At 67.9% G+C, this 15,429-nt stretch carries 15 protein-coding genes and 1 pseudogene; 11 read left to right on the plus strand and 5 right to left on the minus strand.

Features of this window, described 5'->3' with window-relative positions; all coding sequences use genetic code 11:
* Positions 1 to 6: 6 nt before the first annotated feature.
* The 3 genes and pseudogenes from B7P44_RS24295 to B7P44_RS24305 form a co-directional block, all read right to left on the minus strand.
* Positions 7 to 1,002 (minus strand): annotated as a pseudogene (locus B7P44_RS24295) (arabinose ABC transporter substrate-binding protein).
* 147 nt (positions 1,003 to 1,149) lie between these two features.
* A complete protein-coding gene (locus B7P44_RS24300) occupies positions 1,150 to 2,946 on the minus strand; it encodes a peptidoglycan D,D-transpeptidase FtsI family protein (protein ID WP_084908511.1) in 1,797 nt (598 codons plus the stop codon).
* A 332-nt stretch (positions 2,947 to 3,278) separates the two neighbouring features.
* Positions 3,279 to 3,626: a DUF3564 family protein gene (locus tag B7P44_RS24305; protein ID WP_084908512.1), complete on the minus strand. Its 348-nt coding sequence runs from the start codon at positions 3,624 to 3,626 to the stop codon at positions 3,279 to 3,281.
* 676 nt (positions 3,627 to 4,302) lie between these two features.
* Here B7P44_RS24305 and B7P44_RS24310 point away from each other — a divergent pair.
* Positions 4,303 to 5,502 (plus strand): SDR family oxidoreductase, encoded by a 1,200-nt coding sequence (locus tag B7P44_RS24310; RefSeq protein WP_084908513.1) that lies wholly within the window; start codon positions 4,303 to 4,305, stop codon positions 5,500 to 5,502.
* A 13-nt stretch (positions 5,503 to 5,515) separates the two neighbouring features.
* Here the strand turns inward: B7P44_RS24310 and hpaR are convergent, their stop codons facing one another.
* The gene (gene hpaR / locus B7P44_RS24315) at positions 5,516 to 5,959 is read right to left on the minus strand and encodes a homoprotocatechuate degradation operon regulator HpaR (RefSeq protein ID WP_084908514.1); all 444 of its coding nucleotides are present in this window, start codon (positions 5,957 to 5,959) and stop codon (positions 5,516 to 5,518) included.
* A gap of 153 nt (positions 5,960 to 6,112) precedes the next feature.
* Here hpaR and B7P44_RS24320 point away from each other — a divergent pair, with 153 nt between their 5' ends.
* Genes B7P44_RS24320 through hpaI form a run of 7 tightly spaced genes read left to right on the plus strand, consistent with a single transcriptional unit; the run spans position 6,113 to position 12,008 of the window.
* Positions 6,113 to 6,802 (plus strand): fumarylacetoacetate hydrolase family protein, encoded by a 690-nt coding sequence (locus tag B7P44_RS24320; protein ID WP_084908515.1) that lies wholly within the window; start codon positions 6,113 to 6,115, stop codon positions 6,800 to 6,802.
* Complete coding sequence (locus B7P44_RS24325) at positions 6,799 to 7,563, plus strand: fumarylacetoacetate hydrolase family protein (protein ID WP_084908516.1); 765 nt, start codon at positions 6,799 to 6,801, stop codon at positions 7,561 to 7,563. The genes B7P44_RS24320 and B7P44_RS24325 overlap by 4 nt, the downstream gene beginning before the upstream one ends.
* Positions 7,564 to 7,585: 22 nt before the next feature.
* A complete protein-coding gene (gene hpaE / locus B7P44_RS24330) occupies positions 7,586 to 9,049 on the plus strand; it encodes a 5-carboxymethyl-2-hydroxymuconate semialdehyde dehydrogenase (RefSeq protein WP_084908517.1) in 1,464 nt (487 codons plus the stop codon).
* 35 nt (positions 9,050 to 9,084) lie between these two features.
* A complete protein-coding gene (hpaD, locus tag B7P44_RS24335; RefSeq protein ID WP_084908518.1) occupies positions 9,085 to 9,933 on the plus strand; it encodes a 3,4-dihydroxyphenylacetate 2,3-dioxygenase in 849 nt (282 codons plus the stop codon).
* Positions 9,934 to 9,979: 46 nt separating this feature from the next.
* A complete protein-coding gene (locus B7P44_RS24340; RefSeq protein ID WP_084908519.1) occupies positions 9,980 to 10,372 on the plus strand; it encodes a 5-carboxymethyl-2-hydroxymuconate Delta-isomerase in 393 nt (130 codons plus the stop codon).
* A 19-nt stretch (positions 10,373 to 10,391) separates the two neighbouring features.
* The gene (gene hpaH, locus B7P44_RS24345; protein WP_084908520.1) at positions 10,392 to 11,195 is read left to right on the plus strand and encodes a 2-oxo-hept-4-ene-1,7-dioate hydratase; all 804 of its coding nucleotides are present in this window, start codon (positions 10,392 to 10,394) and stop codon (positions 11,193 to 11,195) included.
* 6 nt (positions 11,196 to 11,201) lie between these two features.
* Positions 11,202 to 12,008: a 4-hydroxy-2-oxoheptanedioate aldolase gene (gene hpaI / locus B7P44_RS24350; RefSeq protein ID WP_084908521.1), complete on the plus strand. Its 807-nt coding sequence runs from the start codon at positions 11,202 to 11,204 to the stop codon at positions 12,006 to 12,008.
* 60 nt (positions 12,009 to 12,068) lie between these two features.
* Here the strand turns inward: hpaI and B7P44_RS24355 are convergent, their stop codons facing one another.
* On the minus strand, positions 12,069 to 12,875 hold the full coding sequence (locus tag B7P44_RS24355) for an AraC family transcriptional regulator (protein WP_084908522.1): 807 nt from the start codon (positions 12,873 to 12,875) through the stop codon (positions 12,069 to 12,071).
* 97 nt (positions 12,876 to 12,972) lie between these two features.
* On the opposite strand from B7P44_RS24355, the gene B7P44_RS24360 reads away from it, so the two are divergent.
* The 3 genes from B7P44_RS24360 (at position 12,973) to B7P44_RS24370 (ending at position 15,428) form a co-directional block, all read left to right on the plus strand.
* Positions 12,973 to 13,224 (plus strand): hypothetical protein, encoded by a 252-nt coding sequence (locus tag B7P44_RS24360; RefSeq protein WP_042587756.1) that lies wholly within the window; start codon positions 12,973 to 12,975, stop codon positions 13,222 to 13,224.
* A 26-nt stretch (positions 13,225 to 13,250) separates the two neighbouring features.
* Positions 13,251 to 14,216, plus strand: a complete 966-nt coding sequence (locus B7P44_RS24365; RefSeq protein WP_084908523.1) for a quinone oxidoreductase family protein — start codon at positions 13,251 to 13,253, stop codon at positions 14,214 to 14,216.
* A 249-nt stretch (positions 14,217 to 14,465) separates the two neighbouring features.
* Positions 14,466 to 15,428, plus strand: coding sequence for an IS110 family RNA-guided transposase (locus B7P44_RS24370; RefSeq protein ID WP_084901415.1), 963 nt, complete (start codon positions 14,466 to 14,468; stop codon positions 15,426 to 15,428).
* Position 15,429 lies beyond the last annotated feature (1 nt).

A 15,429-nucleotide genomic window follows, 5' to 3' on the forward strand; every position in this document is an offset into this window, starting at 1 on the left:
TCGTGTTCACAGGCCGAGCGCGGCTCGCGCCTGCTTTTCGTTGTCGCGCGTGATCAGCGTGCCGGACGTCAGCACGAGCGGCGGCGGCGCCTGGTTTTTCGTGATCCAGTCGAACATGTTGACCGCCGTGTCGTAGCCGTGCTGCCGCGGGTTCAGCAGGATCGATCCGTAGAAGCCGGTCGGCTTCGGTTTCGCGAACTCGTTCAGCGCGACCTGGCTGCCGTTGATGCCGACCGCGACCATCGCATCCGCGCCGATCCCGCGCCCCTCGGCCGCGCGCACCGCGCCGACCGTCGTGTCGTCGTTCGAGCCGAACGCGACCCAGCGCCTGAAATTCGGATGCTTGGTGAGCGCGATGTTTGCCGCGTTGAACGCGCCTTCGGTGTCGGCCGTCATCTCGGGCGCGTCGATCACGTTTGCGGCCGGGAAACCCGCGGCCTTCAGCGCGTCGACGGCGCCCGCCGTGCGTTCGCGCGCGGTCGGCAACTGGTCGTATGCGAGGCGGATGATGCCGACCTCGGCGGGGTTCCAGCCGCGCCGCTTCGTCTCGGCGGCGATCGCCTAGCCGACCTGCCGGCCTATCTTGTAAGCGGAGATGCCCATGTGCGGCACGCCCGCGAGCGGCGCGCCGCGGCCGTCGACGAGCTGGTCGTCGACCGACATCAGCTTCATCCCCGCGCGCTTCGCCTTCGCGGCGATCCCGGGGCCGAGCTTTACGTCGGGCGCGCACAGGATCACGCCCTGCGCCTTCTGCGCGGCGAGGCTGTCGAGCGCCGTCGACACCTTCTCGCCGCTCGGCGCGGCAATCCTGACCAGCGTGAAGTGCTTGTCCTTCGCCGCCTGCTCGGCGAATCGCCACTCGTCCTGGAACCACGGATCGTCGGGCTGCTTGACGAGGAAGCCGATCTTCACGTCGGCGGCATCGGCGGCCCGGGCGGGCGCGCCGCCGACCAGCGCGAGGCTCGTACAGGCCAGCACGAGCGTTTTCCAGCGGAATCGCATACGTCTCTCCTTGTTGTACTTGTTCGCGCGGGCAGGGTGCCTGCGGCGCGAAAAAATTGTAGGAGAGCGTGAGGGGAACGCTCAAATGTTGCGAGGCGTTCCTAGAAAGTGGGATGCCGGCGGCGGCGAATGGCGCGGCAGGCCGCCTTACGAGCGCGTGGCCGCCGTCGCCTGGGCCTGCACGGCCGTCTTGGGCGGCGCGAGCTTGTCCGCCTCGACCGGCACATCCGGCGGCACGCCCAGCAGTTGCAGCGAGCCGCTCGTGACCGACGAGAACACCGGCCCGGCGACGGTGCCGCCGTAATACCCTTTGCCGCGCGGCTCGTCGATCATCACCGCGACGATCAGGCGCGGATTGCTCATCGGCGCCATCCCGGCGAACAGCGCACGGTACTTGCCCTGCGCATACGACTTGCCGACCTGCTTGCGCGCCGTGCCGGTCTTGCCGCCGATCCGGTAGCCGTCGACGCGCGCGCGACGCCCCGTGCCGCCTTCGCTGACCGCCATCTCGAGCATCGAGCGGATCGCCGACGCGGTTTGCGGCGTCGTCACGCGATGGCCGCGATGCGCGTCGATCGTCTGCTTGTCGGTGCCGTTCTTCAGCAGCGACACCGGATGCAGCGTGCCGTCGCCGGCGTACGCCGTGTACACCTGCGCGATCTGCAGCAGCGACATCGACAGCCCGTAGCCGTACGCCATCGTCGCCTGCTCGATCGGCCGCCAGCGCTTGTAGGGCCGCAGCCGGCCCGACGCGACGCCGGGGAAGGTCAGCTCGGGCGCGCGGCCGACGCCGTATTCCTGGTACTTGTTCCAGATCGTCTCGGCGGGCAGGTTCAGCGCGAGCTTCGCGAGCGCGATGTTGCTCGACTTCTGCAGCGCCTGCGCGACGGTCAGCGAGCCGTGGTTCGACGTGTCATGGATCACGGCCGGGCCGATCTTGTAGGTGCCGGGCGACGTGTTGACGATCGTGTTCGGACGCACCTTGCCTTCGTCGATCGACAGCGCGACGACGAGCGGCTTGATCGTCGAGCCCGGCTCGAACGTGTCGATCACCGCGCGGTTGCGCAGCTGCTGGCCGGTCAGGCGCGCGCGGTCGTTCGGATCGAAGGTCGGATAGTTTGCGAGCGCGAGGATCTCGCCGTTCTGCGCGTCGAGCACGACGACGCTGCCGGCCTGCGCGTTGTTCTCGAGCACCGCGGCCTTGAGCTGGCTGAACGCGAGCTGCTGGATGCGCCGGTCGATCGTCAGCTCGATCGTCGCGCCGTGCTGCGCGGGCACGAGCGGCCGCGTGTCGGACACGATGCGGCCGAGCCGGTCGCGGATCACCTCGCGCTGCCCGGCGGTGCCCGACAGCGGGCTGTTCGCCGCGAGTTCGACGCCTTCCTGCCCCTGGTCCTCGACGTTCGTGAAGCCGACCACGTGCGCGGCCGATTCGCCTTCGGGGTAGTAGCGCTTCGAATCGGCGATCTGCGTGATGCCCTCGATCGCGAGCTTGTCGAGACGGCTCGCGGTGTCGGCGTCGATCTGGCGCTTGAGCAGCACGAATGTGCGGTCGTTGCGCAGGCGCCGCTTGACCTCGGCGAGCGGCATGTCGAGCAGCTTCGCGATCTGCGGGTAGTCGGTCTCGGCGACCTGTTTCGGGTTCGCCCAGATTTCGTAGGTCGACAGGCTGACGGCGAGCATCGCGCCGTTGCGGTCGACGATGCGGCCGCGCATCGCGTCGAGTTCGATCGTCCGCTGGTAGCGCTTCTGGCCCTGGCCGACGTAGAAATCCTGGTTGGCGACCTGGACCCAGAAGGCACGGGCGAGCAGTGCGGCGAACGCGACGAACACGATGATCACGACCAGCTTCGAGCGCCACATCGGCAGGCGCGAAGCGAGCATCGGGTGCTTGGTCGCCGATGCATACGGATCGGCGGGGTGGGTCTTCTTTTTCACGCTCATGCGAGGGCCGGGTCGAGCCGCCAGGCGGCGGGCTGTCAGTCTGAATAATTGGATTGTAATAAATGAGTAATCGTCATGTGAGGGAAAGTGCGTCATTCCGACCCCGATTTTCGGGATGCGGATGCGGGGCTGAAGCCGGGAGGGGGCGCGTGCAGCCCGCTTGCCGAAATCGGACGAGTCCTGAAATCGAACCGTCCCCGATTAATTTTTTGATGCGGGTCAATTAAAAACGCCCCCGGAGGGGCGTCGATATTTTCAAAACAGGAAAAACAAAATCGATAAAACTGGAATAAACCCGAAACCCGCAGACAATATGCGTCAGAAATACCTGGCTATCGATCAACGGAAATAAATTCCTTGTATTCCGGCTGGATCGTGCAAGTGTCGATTTCCTGCAGCCGCCATGCGCCTTTCGCATGTTCGCCGGCGAGCACGGCGGTGCCCTGTTCGCGCTGCGTCGCGTCGAACGACAGCCCCTGCAGCTTGCAGACGGCCTTGCCGCTGTCGGCCGCGCAGAGCGCCATGGCGCCCTCGACGTCCTTGACCTTGCCCCATGTCGGAAGATCGATGCCTTGATGTGCCTCGCGAGACCACAGTCCTTCGTCGGTGTCCACCCACAGCACTGCAAAAGACTGTCGAGTTGCCGCTTCGCTGCCATTAATCCGAATGGTGAGGCGCATTGGATCGTCTCCTTTTGAAAAAATGACTCAGTCGACCACGTTAGCTTGGATAGTCTAGATAGACTGCAGTGAAACGCAAGACGCAATGCGCAATAAATAAACGTCGCGCACATCCGCATTCCGCATGAAATGACGTCTGATGAAAATGGCTGCGCAGCCGCGACTGCCGCGTGACGCCGGCTGCAGGCGGCGGTGCCCGGGGCGGCGACGCGTCGTCCCGCGTCGCGCAGCGGCGCACGGGGGCCGCTGCCGCGTCGATGTGTCGCGCCTGATCCGAGGGGCTGGCACCGGCCCGGATCGCGCGCGACAACGCGACAACGACAAGCGCGGCATTCACGCTAGCCGGGCCATATTTCAGCGATTTGACAGCGTGCCGACGGCGCGCGCGGCCGCCGGAACCACACACGCAGACAATCTCATACAAATCCGCACACTTTCGCAAAACTTTCAGGACAGACTTGTCCCGAACCCGGCCCCACACTGGCAAGGTCCCGACTGGCGTTGCGGCCCTCATTCGCGGCGCCGCCCGGGGTGCCGCTCGCGCCGACCTGTCGCGCGGCGGATGCCGGATCGGGACGCCGGGCACGCTCGACGGCCCGCAGACCGACGGCCGTCACGCCCGGCGCCAGTGCGCCGGGCCGCGTGCCGTCCGGCCGATTTTTCGAAGGAGATTCCCGTGCTGATCTGGAAAACCGCCCTGTCGCTCAACTGGCGCACGAGCCTCGTATCGCCAGCGTGCGCGCCGGTCGCCGCGGCGAACGTCGGGCGACTGGTGCTCACGGGCGCAACCGGCTTCATCGGCAGCACCGTGCTGACGGCGCTCGTCAATGCCGGGCTGCTCGAGCGCATCGTCTGCGTCGTGCGTGCGCAGGATCGCGGCCACGCGGTGGCGCGGCTGCGCGAGGCGGCGCTGCGCGCGGGGCTCGCGCCGTACTGGGCGTCGCGCCTGAGCGACGCGAACGTGATCGTCGGCGCGCTCGGCGACGTGTGGGAGGGCGCGCAAGCGCCCCGTCTCGCGCAGGCGACGCATGTGATCCACTGCGCGGGACACGCATCGTCGGCGGACGGCGCGCACCTGCAGGCCGACGCCGACGAGTCGCTGCGCTTCGCCGCCCGGTTCGTGCACGCCGCGAAGCTGCAGCGCTTCGTGTACGTCGGCACCGCGTTCGTGCGCGGCGGCCGGGGCGGCACGGTGCAGGAGGACGCGCCGTCCGCCGCCGCCACGGACCCGGGCGCAGCGCTCGCGGGCGCCGTGCTGGCGGCCGACTACCTGCACGCCAAGGGCGAGACGGAGCGGCGCCTGCGCGCGCTCGGGCTGCCGCTCGTCGTGGTCCGTCCGTCGCATGTCGTCGGGCACACGGTGCTCGGCACGCGGCCCGCGCCGAACACGTTCTGGATGTTCCGCCTCGTGCATGCGGCGCGGCGTTATACGGCGCGGCCGATGACGCGCATCGACATCGTGTCGGTCGACGATGTCGCGCGCGCGACGATGCTGCTGGCGGTCAAGCCGGCGCTCGCGCACGACGTCTATCACGTGTCGGCGGGCGAGGAGGCGCCGATGGTCGCGCAGATCGTGCGGGCGATGGACGAGGCGGCCGGGATGGCCGGCGCGCCGCGCTACGCGGCGTGCGCGGCGGCGGAGCTGCCGCTCGTCGTGCGCGACGTGCTGGGGCGTACCGATCCGGCGCTCGAGCGGGTGGTGGGCAAGGCGCTGCAGCGCTTCGCGGAATTCGCGGCCGTCGATCGGGTGTTCGACAACCGGCGCGTGCGCGACGAAATCGATTTCGAGCCGCTGCCGTTCGTCGACTACGTCGAGGAATGCATGCGCACGTCGCGCGGCGTCCCGGTCACCGCGCTGATGCGCGGCGAGGCCTGAGCGCGGGCGGGGCTTACGGCGCGCTGTCGCCGAGCTCGATCAGCCGGTCGAGCGCACGGTAGATGTCGTCGAGCGCATCCTGGCCGAAGCGCGCCTCGAGCAGCCGGTACTGTTCGTCGATGCGCGGGCCGATTTCCGAGACCAGCTTCCGGCTTTGCGGCGTCAGGCTGACGAGCAGCCTGCGCTGATCTTCCTGCGCGCGCGTGCGCTTGATCAGGCCATCGCGCTCCATCCGTTCGAGCACGCCCGTCAGGCTCGGACTCAGGATGCAGCAGCGCCGCGCGATCTGTCCCGCTTCGAGCGCGTGCGACGGCTCGCCGTCGAGCACGCGGATGATCCGCCATTGCTGTTCGGTCAACGCGAATTCCTTGAGAATGGGGCGGAACAGCCCCATCAGCGTTTCTCGGGCCTCGAGCAGCAGCATGGCCAGATTGCGGTGGTCGAACGAACGGTTCATCGAGATGAAGGGCTGGGCGGGGACGCGCCAATCTTAACAGGCGGTCGCGGTGAATTTCGTGTATCAGGGTAATCGAGGTTGTCAGCGCCCGATTGTTTACTTAAGATGTTAAGTATTGACGATGCGCCGCGACGCGCGGCAGGGGAATGACGCATGGAGCTGTCTTGCACGACCGCCGCGGCGCCGCCGCTGCCAGTAGCCATCGGCACCGTCTACGGCGCGCTGCTCAACGAGCGCGCCGCGCTCGACGCGCTCGGCGACGCGGTGCATCAGCCGCCTTACGGGCGGCCGCCGCAGGCGCCGATCCTGTACATCAAGCCCGCCAACACCCACGCGGTCGACGGCGCAACCGTCGTCGTGCCGGCCGGCGTCGACGCGCTGGAGATCGGCGCGTCGGTCGCGGTCGTGTTCGCCCGCCGCACGACCCGCGTGGCGGCCGACCGCGCGCTCGACTACGTGCACGGCTTCACGCTCGCGAGCGACGTGTCGGTGCCGCATCCCGACTACTACCGTCCCGCCGTGCGCTTCAAGTGCCGCGACGGGTTCTGCCCGCTCGGCCCGGCGATCGTCCCGCCCGGCGCGTTCGACGACGTCGACGCGGTCCGGCTGACCGTGCGGATCGACGGCAACCTCGCGCAGTCCGCGTCGACGGCGACGTTGATCCGCCCGGTGCGGCAACTGATCGCCGACGTGTCGGCGTTCATGTCGTTCGACGCCGGCGACGTGCTGCTGCTCGGCGTGGCGGGCGGCGCGCCGCGCGCGAAGCCGGGCAGCCGGATCGAGATCGCCGCGGACGGCATCGGCACGTTGCGGCATGCGCTGATCGCGGAGGAGGCCCGATGAGAACCGCACGCGTGATCTACAACGGCGCGCAGCATGCGGCCGAGCCGGCCGGCGACGGCCTGATCCGCCTCGATACGGGGCGGGTCGTCGAGGAGACCGCGGTGGCCTGGCTGCCGCCCGTCGCGCCGCGCACGACGTTTGCGCTCGGCCTGAACTACGCGGACCACGCGAAGGAGCTTGCGTTCAAGGCGCCGAGCGAGCCGCTGATCTTCCTGAAGGGCCCGAACACGTTCATCGGCCACCGCTCGCGCACCGTGCGGCCCGCCGACGCGACCCACATGCATTACGAATGCGAGCTGGCGGTCTTGATCGGCCGCCCCGCGCGGGGCGTGCGCCGCGCGCAGGCGCTCGACTACGTCGCCGGCTACACGGTCGCGAACGACTACGCGATCCGCGATTACCTCGAGAACTATTACCGGCCGAACCTGCGCGTGAAGAACCGTGACACCTGCACGCCGCTCGGGCCGTGGCTCGTCAGCCGCGACGAGATCGGCGACCCTGCCGGCCTGACGCTGCGCACGACGGTCAACGGCCAGGAGACGCAGCGCGGCAGCACGCGCGACATGATCTTCGACGTGCCGGCGCTGATCGAGCACATCAGCGGCTTCATGACGCTCTCGCCGGGCGACCTGATCCTGACCGGCACGCCCGAAGGGCTCGCGGACACGCAGCCGGGCGACGAGGTCGTCACCGAGATCGAAGGCATCGGCCGGCTCGTGAACACGATCGTCGGCGAACACGACTACTACCGCGCCGGCTGAGCCCGCCGCACAAGGAGAGCAGATGACCATCAAGCACTGGATCGACGGCCGCGAAGTCGAAAGCCGCGAGACGTTCACGACGCTGAATCCGGCGACCGGCGACGTGATCACCGACGTCGCGTCGGGCGGCGAAGCGGAAGTCGACGCGGCCGTGCGCGCGGCGAAGGCCGCATTCCCGAAATGGGCGAACACGCCCGCGAAGGAGCGCGCGAAGCTGATGCGCAAGCTCGGCGAGCTGATCGAGAAGAACGTGCCGATGCTCGCGGCGCTGGAGACGCAGGATACGGGCCTGCCGATCGAGCAGACCAGCAAGCAGCTGATTCCGCGCGCGTCGGAGAACTTCAATTTCTTCGCGGAAGTGTGCGTGCAGATGAACGGCCGCACGTATCCGGTCGACGACCAGATGCTGAACTACACGCTGTACCAGCCGGTCGGCGTGTGCGCGCTGGTGTCGCCGTGGAACGTGCCGTTCATGACCGCGACGTGGAAGACGGCGCCGTGTCTCGCGCTCGGCAATACCGCGGTGCTGAAGATGTCCGAGCTGTCGCCGCTGACCGCCGACCAGCTCGGCCGGCTCGCGCTCGAAGCCGGCATTCCGCCCGGCGTGCTGAACGTCGTGCAGGGCTACGGCGCGACCGCCGGCGACGCGCTGGTGCGGCATCCGGACGTGCGCGCGGTGTCGTTTACCGGCGGCACGGCCACCGGCAAGCGGATCATGGAGCGCGCGGGCCTGAAGAAATATTCGATGGAGCTCGGCGGCAAGTCGCCGGTGCTGATTTTCGACGACGCCGATTTCGACCGCGCGCTCGACGCGTCGCTGTTTACGATCTTCTCGATCAACGGCGAACGCTGCACCGCGGGCTCGCGCATTTTCGTGCAGCGTTCGATCTACGACCGCTTCGTGCAGGAATTCACGCGCCGCGCGAACAATCTGGTGGTCGGCGATCCGGCCGACCCGGCGACGCAGCTCGGCGCGATGATCACGCGCGCGCACTGGGAGAAGGTGACGGGCTACATCCGCATCGGCGAGCAGGAAGGCGCGCGGCTCGTCGCGGGCGGCGCCGACCAGCCGGCGCACCTGCCTGCGCACCTGCGCAACGGCAACTTCGTGCGGCCGACCGTGTTCGCCGACGTCGACAACCGGATGCGCATCGCGCAGGAGGAAATCTTCGGCCCGGTCGCGTGCCTGATTCCGTTCGAGGACGAGGACGAAGGGCTGCGCCTCGCGAACGACACGCGCTACGGGCTCGCGTCGTACCTCTGGACGCAGGACGTCGGCAAGGTGCATCGCCTCGCGCGCGGCATCGAGGCCGGGATGGTGTTCGTCAACAGCCAGAACGTGCGCGACCTGCGCCAGCCGTTCGGCGGCGTGAAGGAGTCGGGCACCGGGCGCGAGGGCGGTGAGTACAGCTTCGACGTGTTCGCCGAGATCAAGAACGTCTGCATCTCGATGGGTTCGCATCACATTCCGCGCTGGGGCGTGTAAGCGGCGCGTGAAAGAACGCTACGGAGACACTCACGATGGGCAAATTGTCCCTCGCTGCAAAGATCACGCACGTGCCGTCGATGTACCTGTCCGAGCTGGCGGGCAAGCATCACGGCTGCCGCGCGGAAGCGATCCGCGGCCATCAACTGATCGGCGAGCGCTGCCGTGCGCTCGGCGTCGACACGATCGTCGTGTCCGACGTCCACTGGCTCGTCAACGCCGGCTATCACGTGAACTGCAACGCGCGGTTTTCCGGCGTCTACACGAGCAACGAGTTGCCGCACTTCATCCGCGACATGGCCTACGCGTATCGGGGCAATCCGGAACTCGGCCGGCTGATCGCGGAAACGGCGTCGGCGCGCGGCATCGCGACGCGCGCACACGAGATCGACAGCCTCGAGCTCGAATACGGGACGCTGGTGCCGATGCGCTACATGAACGCCGACCAGCACTTCAAGGTCGTGTCGATCGCCGGCTGGTGCATGTGGCATTCGCTCGACGAGAGCCGCCGCTTCGGTGAAGCGTTGCTCGAAGCGATCGAAAAGAGCGACGCGAACGTCGCGTTCCTCGCGAGCGGTTCGCTGTCGCATCGCTTCAACGACAACGGCAGCCCCGAGGAATCGATTCACCAGATCAGCCGCGAGTTTTTCCGGCAGGTCGACCTGCGCGTCGTCGAGCTGTGGAAGCAGGGCGATTTCAAGACGTTCTGCGCGATGCTGCCCGAATACAACACGCACTGCCACGGCGAAGGCGGGATGCACGACACCGCGATGCTGCTCGGCCTGCTCGGCTGGGACCGCTACGACAAGCCCGTCGAAATCGTCACCGACTACTTCGCGAGCTCGGGCACCGGGCAGATCAACGCGATCTTTCCGCTGCCCTGAACGTCGCCACGTCACGCCACGTCACGCATCCGACAGGAGAATCGTCATGCCACACATCGTCGTCGAGTACACCGCGAACCTTCGCGACGACGCGCGCATTCCCGCGCTGCTGCGCACGATCAACGCGACGCTGATCGCGCAGGGCGGCGTGTTCCCGACCGGCGGCATCCGCTCGCGCGCGATCGAGCTGCAGGACTACTGCGTCGCGGACGGCACCGAGGACGATGCGTTCGTCCACGTGACGCTGAAGATCGGCGCGGGCCGCAGCGAAGAAGTGAAAAAGGCCGCGTGCGACGCGCTGTTCGACGCGATCAACGCGCATTTCGCCGAGCTGTACGCGAAGCGCTACCTTGCGCTGTCGATGGAGCTGACCGAGTTCAGCGAGAGCGGCTCGTACAAGCACAACAACATTCACGCCCGCTACCAGCGGGCCGGCTGAACCCCACTCGGAGCCGACCATGTTCGATACCGCGACCATCGACCAGCTCGCGCGCCGCCTCGACGACGCGGAGCGCGAACGCAAGCAGATCCGCCAGATCTCGCTCGACTATCCCGACATCACGATCGACGACGCCTATGCGATCCAGCGCGCGTGGGTCAGCCTCAAGCTTGCGGAGGGCCGCGTGCTGAAGGGGCACAAGATCGGCCTCACGTCGAAGGCGATGCAGAACACGTCGCAGATCGACGAGCCGGACTACGGCGCGCTGCTCGACGACATGTTCTTCGAGGACGGCGGCACGATCCCGACCGGGCGCTTCATCGTACCGCGCGTCGAGGTCGAGCTCGCGTTCGTGCTCCGCAAGCGTCTGAGCGGGCCGAACTGCACGATCTTCGACGTGTACGACGCGGTCGACTACGTCGTGCCCGCGCTCGAGATCATCGACGCGCGCAGCCAGTCGATCGACCCCGATACGCAGCGCCCGCGCAAGGTGTTCGACACGATCGCCGACAACGCGGCGAACGCCGGCGTCGTGATCGGCGGGCGGCCCGTGCGGCCGGCCGACGTCGACCTGCGCTGGGTCGCGGCGATCATGTCGCGCAACGGCGTGGTCGAGGAAACCGGCGTCGCGGCCGGCGTGCTGAACCATCCGGCCAACGGTGTCGTGTGGCTCGCGAACCGGCTCGCGCGCTTCGACGTCGCGCTGGAGCCCGGGCAGATCGTGCTCGGCGGGTCGTTTACGCGGCCGTGCGCGGCGCGCGCCGGCGACACGTTCAGCGTCGACTACGGTCCGCTCGGGACCATTCAATGCCATTTCGGGTGACGCGACATGCAGATGCCATCGAATCCCTTCAAGGCCGCGCTCGCGCGCGGCGACGCGCAGATCGGGCTGTGGCTCGGCCTCGCCAGTCCGTACAGCGCCGAAGTCGTCGCGGACGCCGGTTTCGACTGGCTGCTGATCGACGGCGAGCATGCGCCGAACACGGTGCCGACGATCCTCGCGCAATTGCAGGCGATCGCGCCGTATCCGTCGCATCCGGTCGTGCGCGTGCCGTGGAACGACCCGGTGATCGTCAAGCAGGTGCTCGATCTCGGCGCGCAGACGCTGCTCGTGCCGATGGTGCAGAGCGCGGCCGAGGCGCGCGCGGCGGTGGCCGCGACCCGCTATCCGCCGGAAGGCATCCGCGGCGTCGGCAGCGCGCTGGCGCGGGCGTCGCGCTGGAATCGCGTCGGCGACTACCTGCAGCGCGCGAACGGCGAGATGGCGGTGCTCGTGCAGGTCGAGACGCGTGCGGGGCTCGACGCGATTGATGCGATCGCGCGGGTGGACGGCGTCGACGGCGTGTTCATCGGGCCGGCCGACCTGGCGGCCGACCTCGGGCAGCTCGGCAATCCGGGGCATCAGGATGTGCAGGCAGCGATCGATCATGCGATCCGCACGATCAAGGCGGCCGGCAAGGCGCCGGGGATTCTCAGCGCCGATGAAGCGGCGGCGCGGCGGTATCTCGAAGCGGGTGCGTTGTTTGTCGCGGTGGGGGTCGATACGACGTTGCTCGCGAGAAGCGCGGAGCGGTTGGCGGCGCAGTTCAAGGGGAAACCGGCCGACGCCGCGAAGCAGGGCGACGGCACGTATTGAAGGCGCGGCGAATCGAATGTCGCCACCGTCGATGCGTGCATGCGAGTGCGCAATGACGCGCTACGCGGCGTCGCCCCGGCGTCCGTCGTGTCCAGCTTCCATATACCGCCCCGGGGTCGTTCCCAACGCGCGCCGGAACATGTCGATGAACGCGCTCACGTTGTCGTAGCCGAGATCGAGCGCGATCGTCGTCACCGGCACGCCGTCGGCCACCTTCTCCAACGCGCGCAGCAGCCGCGCCTGCTGGCGCCACTGCGCGAACGTCAACCCCGTTTCGGCGACGAAGCGGCGGCTCAGCGTGCGCGGTGCGATGCCCGCCCACGTCGCCCATTCCTCGAGGCGACGCTTGTCCGCGAGATCGACGCTCAACGCGTCGGTGATCCGTCCGACCCGCGGATCGCGCGGGCGCGGCAGGCCGAGCGTGACCGGCGGCGATGCCGAGATCTCGTCGAGGATCACTTCCGCCACGCGCGCTTGCGCCGCGTCGAGCGCGGCGCCGCGCCAGCTTGCCGCGCGCCGCACCGCCTCGCGTAACAGCGCGGAGGTGCGGATCGCGTGCGGCGCCTGCGGCAGCGATCCGCAGCGCGGTTCCGCAACGAACACGCTCCAGCCGGAGAACGGCCCGAACGACCGCAGCGAATGCACGCAATGCGGCGGAATCCAGATCGCATGGACGGCCGGCACGACCCAGTCCTGATCGTCGAGGCCGAGCGACAGCAGGCCGGTCAGCGCGCCGACCAGCTGGCCGCGCGCATGGCGATGCGGCGCGGTCATGCGCGCGTCGCGCTGCGTCAGCTCGGCGGCGGCGATGAACGGGCCATCGGAAGACGTTACGAGATCGGCGGGAAGAAGCGGAGCGTTCGACATGGCTGAAATTCGGTATCGAATGGCATTTATACCGGAGATCGGCCGAACTCGCATCCCTACACTAGGTGCCTGTTCAACACTTCAGGAGGGCCGCGCGATGCGAGCCGACGAAATGCTTCCCGACCACCTCAACCAGCTCGACCTCAACGGTACGACGATCCGCAAGGGCAGCGTGGGCGCCTTTCTTGCGAATGCGCGAGTGCTCACCGACCCGCATGCGGACGAGGCCGAGCGATCCCGCGCGGCGGCCGACGCCGCCGACGTGCTGCCGGCGCTGCGCGCGCTCGGGCTGTTCGACGTGTTCGAGATCCGCGACGCCGCGTTGCGGGCGTGGGTCGATGCACGGTGATGGCGCAGTCATCTGAAGTCGCACCGATGAAAGCCGCAATCGTCAATGGAGCGGGCGAGCGCCCCGTTCATGCCGAGTTCGAAGCGCCGCACGCATTGCCCGGCCACCGGCTGGTCGACGTGACCGCGTCCGCGCTGAGCCGCCTCGCGCAGGCCCAGGCGTCCGGTTCGCACTATTCTTCGATGGGCGGCTTTCCGTTCGTCGCGGGCGTCGACGGCACGGGGCGTCTCGACGACGGGCAGCGCGTCTATTTCTTCGGCCCGGTCGCGCCGTTCGGCGCGATGGCCGAGCGCACGGTCGTGCCCGACGCGCAATGCGTGCCGCTGCCTGACGGGCTCGATGATGTCACCGCTGCCGCGATCGCGATCCCGGGAATGTCGTCATGGGCCGCGCTGACGGAGCGGGCGCGCATGGCGGCCGGGGAGACCGTGCTGGTCAACGGCGCGACGGGCGCGTCCGGACGGCTGGCCGTGCGGATCGCGAAGCACCTGGGCGCGGCGAAGGTGATCGCCACCGGACGCAACGCGGCGGCGCTGGCAGCGTTGCAATCGGCAGGCGCGGACGCTGTGGTGTCGCTGCAGCAGGACGACGCGCATCTGGCGCGCGCGCTGGAGCCGCACTTCCGCGCGGGCGTGGACGTCGTGCTTGATTATCTGTGGGGCGCGAGCGCGCGGGCGCTGCTGGTGTCGGCGGCAAAGGCGACGCCGGAAGGCCGGCCGCTGCGCTTCATGCAGATCGGCTCGATCAGCGGCGCCGAGGTGCTGCTGCCCGGCGCGGTGCTGCGCGCGACCGCGATTACGCTGATGGGCAGCGGCCTCGGGAGCATTGCGCTGCCGCGCCTGCTGGACGCGGTGCGTGCGGTGTTCGACGCGGTCGAGCCGGCGCGCCTGCACATCGACGCGAACGCCATCCCGCTGGCGGAGGTCGACCGGTATTGGGACGACGCGAGCAGTCTCGTCCGCCCGGTATTCGTGATGCATGGGGATGCGTGACGCAGCGGCGCAGTCGGTACGCGATGCTGCCGACCGGCTGCGCCGTCATGCTTGTATGTTCAAGCCTGACCGGTACGGTAAAGTCTGGGAGCAACCAGACTGAACCGTGTAGTTTGATTCGCGCTTGGGCCAATGAGCCCGTTTCTGAGTACAGAACGCACGGTTGCCGTGCTGGTCTTCCCGAAACCCGAACGGTTACCCGCCCCGATCTGATCGAGGGCGCATGCACAAGCAAGGGATCTGAAGATCATGTCTGCTTCCTCAGTAATGGTGGGTATCGACGTAGCCAAGGAGCACGTCGATATTGCGGTATTGGGCGCCGAACGCATTGCGCAGCGATGGGCTAACGATGCCGAGGCACATTCGGCCCTGGCAGCGGCCCTGCAACCCCTGAACGTGGCTCTGGTCGTCATGGAAGCCACGGGCGGCTACGAAGCGGCGCTTGCGTGTGCGTTGCAGGCGGCAGGCTTGCCGGTCGCCGTGATCAACCCGCGTCAGGCGCGCGACTTTGCCAAATCGATGGGGCGTCTGGCCAAGACCGATACGATCGATGCTCACATGCTGGCGGAGTTCGCATCGGTACTGGTTCGTCGCAAGGATCTGGCCAACTTCATTCGACCGCTGGCCGACACCCAGCAACAAGCGCTGGCCGCCATGGTCACACGCCGTCGTCAGTTGCTCGGCATGTTGCTGTCCGAGCGGCAGCGTTTGCAGCTGGCCATTCCGGTCGTACGCCCGAGCATAGAAGCCATGATCGACGCCATCCGCAAGCAGCTTGATGATGTCGACGCCCAGATGGTTACCCACGTCCGCGCGCACTACAGCGCACTCGACGAACTGCTGCGCTCGGCAAGCGGTATCGGCCCAGTGGCCAGTGCTACCTTGATCGCAGAACTGCCCGAACTTGGCCGGCTCAATCGCCGCCAGATCGCTGCGTTGGTTGGCGTCGCTCCGATGGCATGGGACTCGGGAACTACCCGGGGGCACAGGCGCATTCAAGGCGGACGGTTCGATATCCGTCGCGTCCTGTACATGGCAGCGCTCACCGCTTCGCGACGCAACCCCGCTATTGCCGCTTTTTATCAACGACTGATCGCCGCAGGCAAACCGCCCAAGGTCGCGCTGGTTGCCTGCATGCGCAAGCTCCTGACCGTGCTCAACGCCATGGTCAAAACCAGCACACCTTGGGACAGTTCGCTTCATTCCGCTTGAC

Origin of the sequence: Burkholderia ubonensis subsp. mesacidophila (assembly GCF_002097715.1) — a bacterium.
GTDB classification, from domain to species: Bacteria; Pseudomonadota; Gammaproteobacteria; order Burkholderiales; family Burkholderiaceae; genus Burkholderia; species Burkholderia mesacidophila.

Excerpts from the sequence above, each read along its gene's own strand:
- hpaE (WP_084908517.1), top strand. The coding sequence starts at position 7,586 with ATGACCATCAAGCACTGGATCGACGGCCGCGAAGTCGAAAGCCGCGAG.
- B7P44_RS24355 (WP_084908522.1), bottom strand. The coding sequence starts at position 12,875 with ATGTCGAACGCTCCGCTTCTTCCCGCCGATCTCGTAACGTCTTCCGAT.
- B7P44_RS24365 (WP_084908523.1), top strand. The coding sequence starts at position 13,251 with ATGAAAGCCGCAATCGTCAATGGAGCGGGCGAGCGCCCCGTTCATGCC.
- B7P44_RS24340 (WP_084908519.1), top strand. The coding sequence starts at position 9,980 with ATGCCACACATCGTCGTCGAGTACACCGCGAACCTTCGCGACGACGCG.
- B7P44_RS24370 (WP_084901415.1), top strand. The coding sequence starts at position 14,466 with ATGTCTGCTTCCTCAGTAATGGTGGGTATCGACGTAGCCAAGGAGCAC.
- B7P44_RS24305 (WP_084908512.1), bottom strand. The coding sequence starts at position 3,626 with ATGCGCCTCACCATTCGGATTAATGGCAGCGAAGCGGCAACTCGACAG.
- B7P44_RS24300 (WP_084908511.1), bottom strand. The coding sequence starts at position 2,946 with ATGAGCGTGAAAAAGAAGACCCACCCCGCCGATCCGTATGCATCGGCG.
- hpaR (WP_084908514.1), bottom strand. The coding sequence starts at position 5,959 with ATGAACCGTTCGTTCGACCACCGCAATCTGGCCATGCTGCTGCTCGAG.
- hpaI (WP_084908521.1), top strand. The coding sequence starts at position 11,202 with ATGCAGATGCCATCGAATCCCTTCAAGGCCGCGCTCGCGCGCGGCGAC.
- B7P44_RS24325 (WP_084908516.1), top strand. The coding sequence starts at position 6,799 with ATGAGAACCGCACGCGTGATCTACAACGGCGCGCAGCATGCGGCCGAG.
- B7P44_RS24360 (WP_042587756.1), top strand. The coding sequence starts at position 12,973 with ATGCGAGCCGACGAAATGCTTCCCGACCACCTCAACCAGCTCGACCTC.
- hpaH (WP_084908520.1), top strand. The coding sequence starts at position 10,392 with ATGTTCGATACCGCGACCATCGACCAGCTCGCGCGCCGCCTCGACGAC.
- hpaD (WP_084908518.1), top strand. The coding sequence starts at position 9,085 with ATGGGCAAATTGTCCCTCGCTGCAAAGATCACGCACGTGCCGTCGATG.
- B7P44_RS24320 (WP_084908515.1), top strand. The coding sequence starts at position 6,113 with ATGGAGCTGTCTTGCACGACCGCCGCGGCGCCGCCGCTGCCAGTAGCC.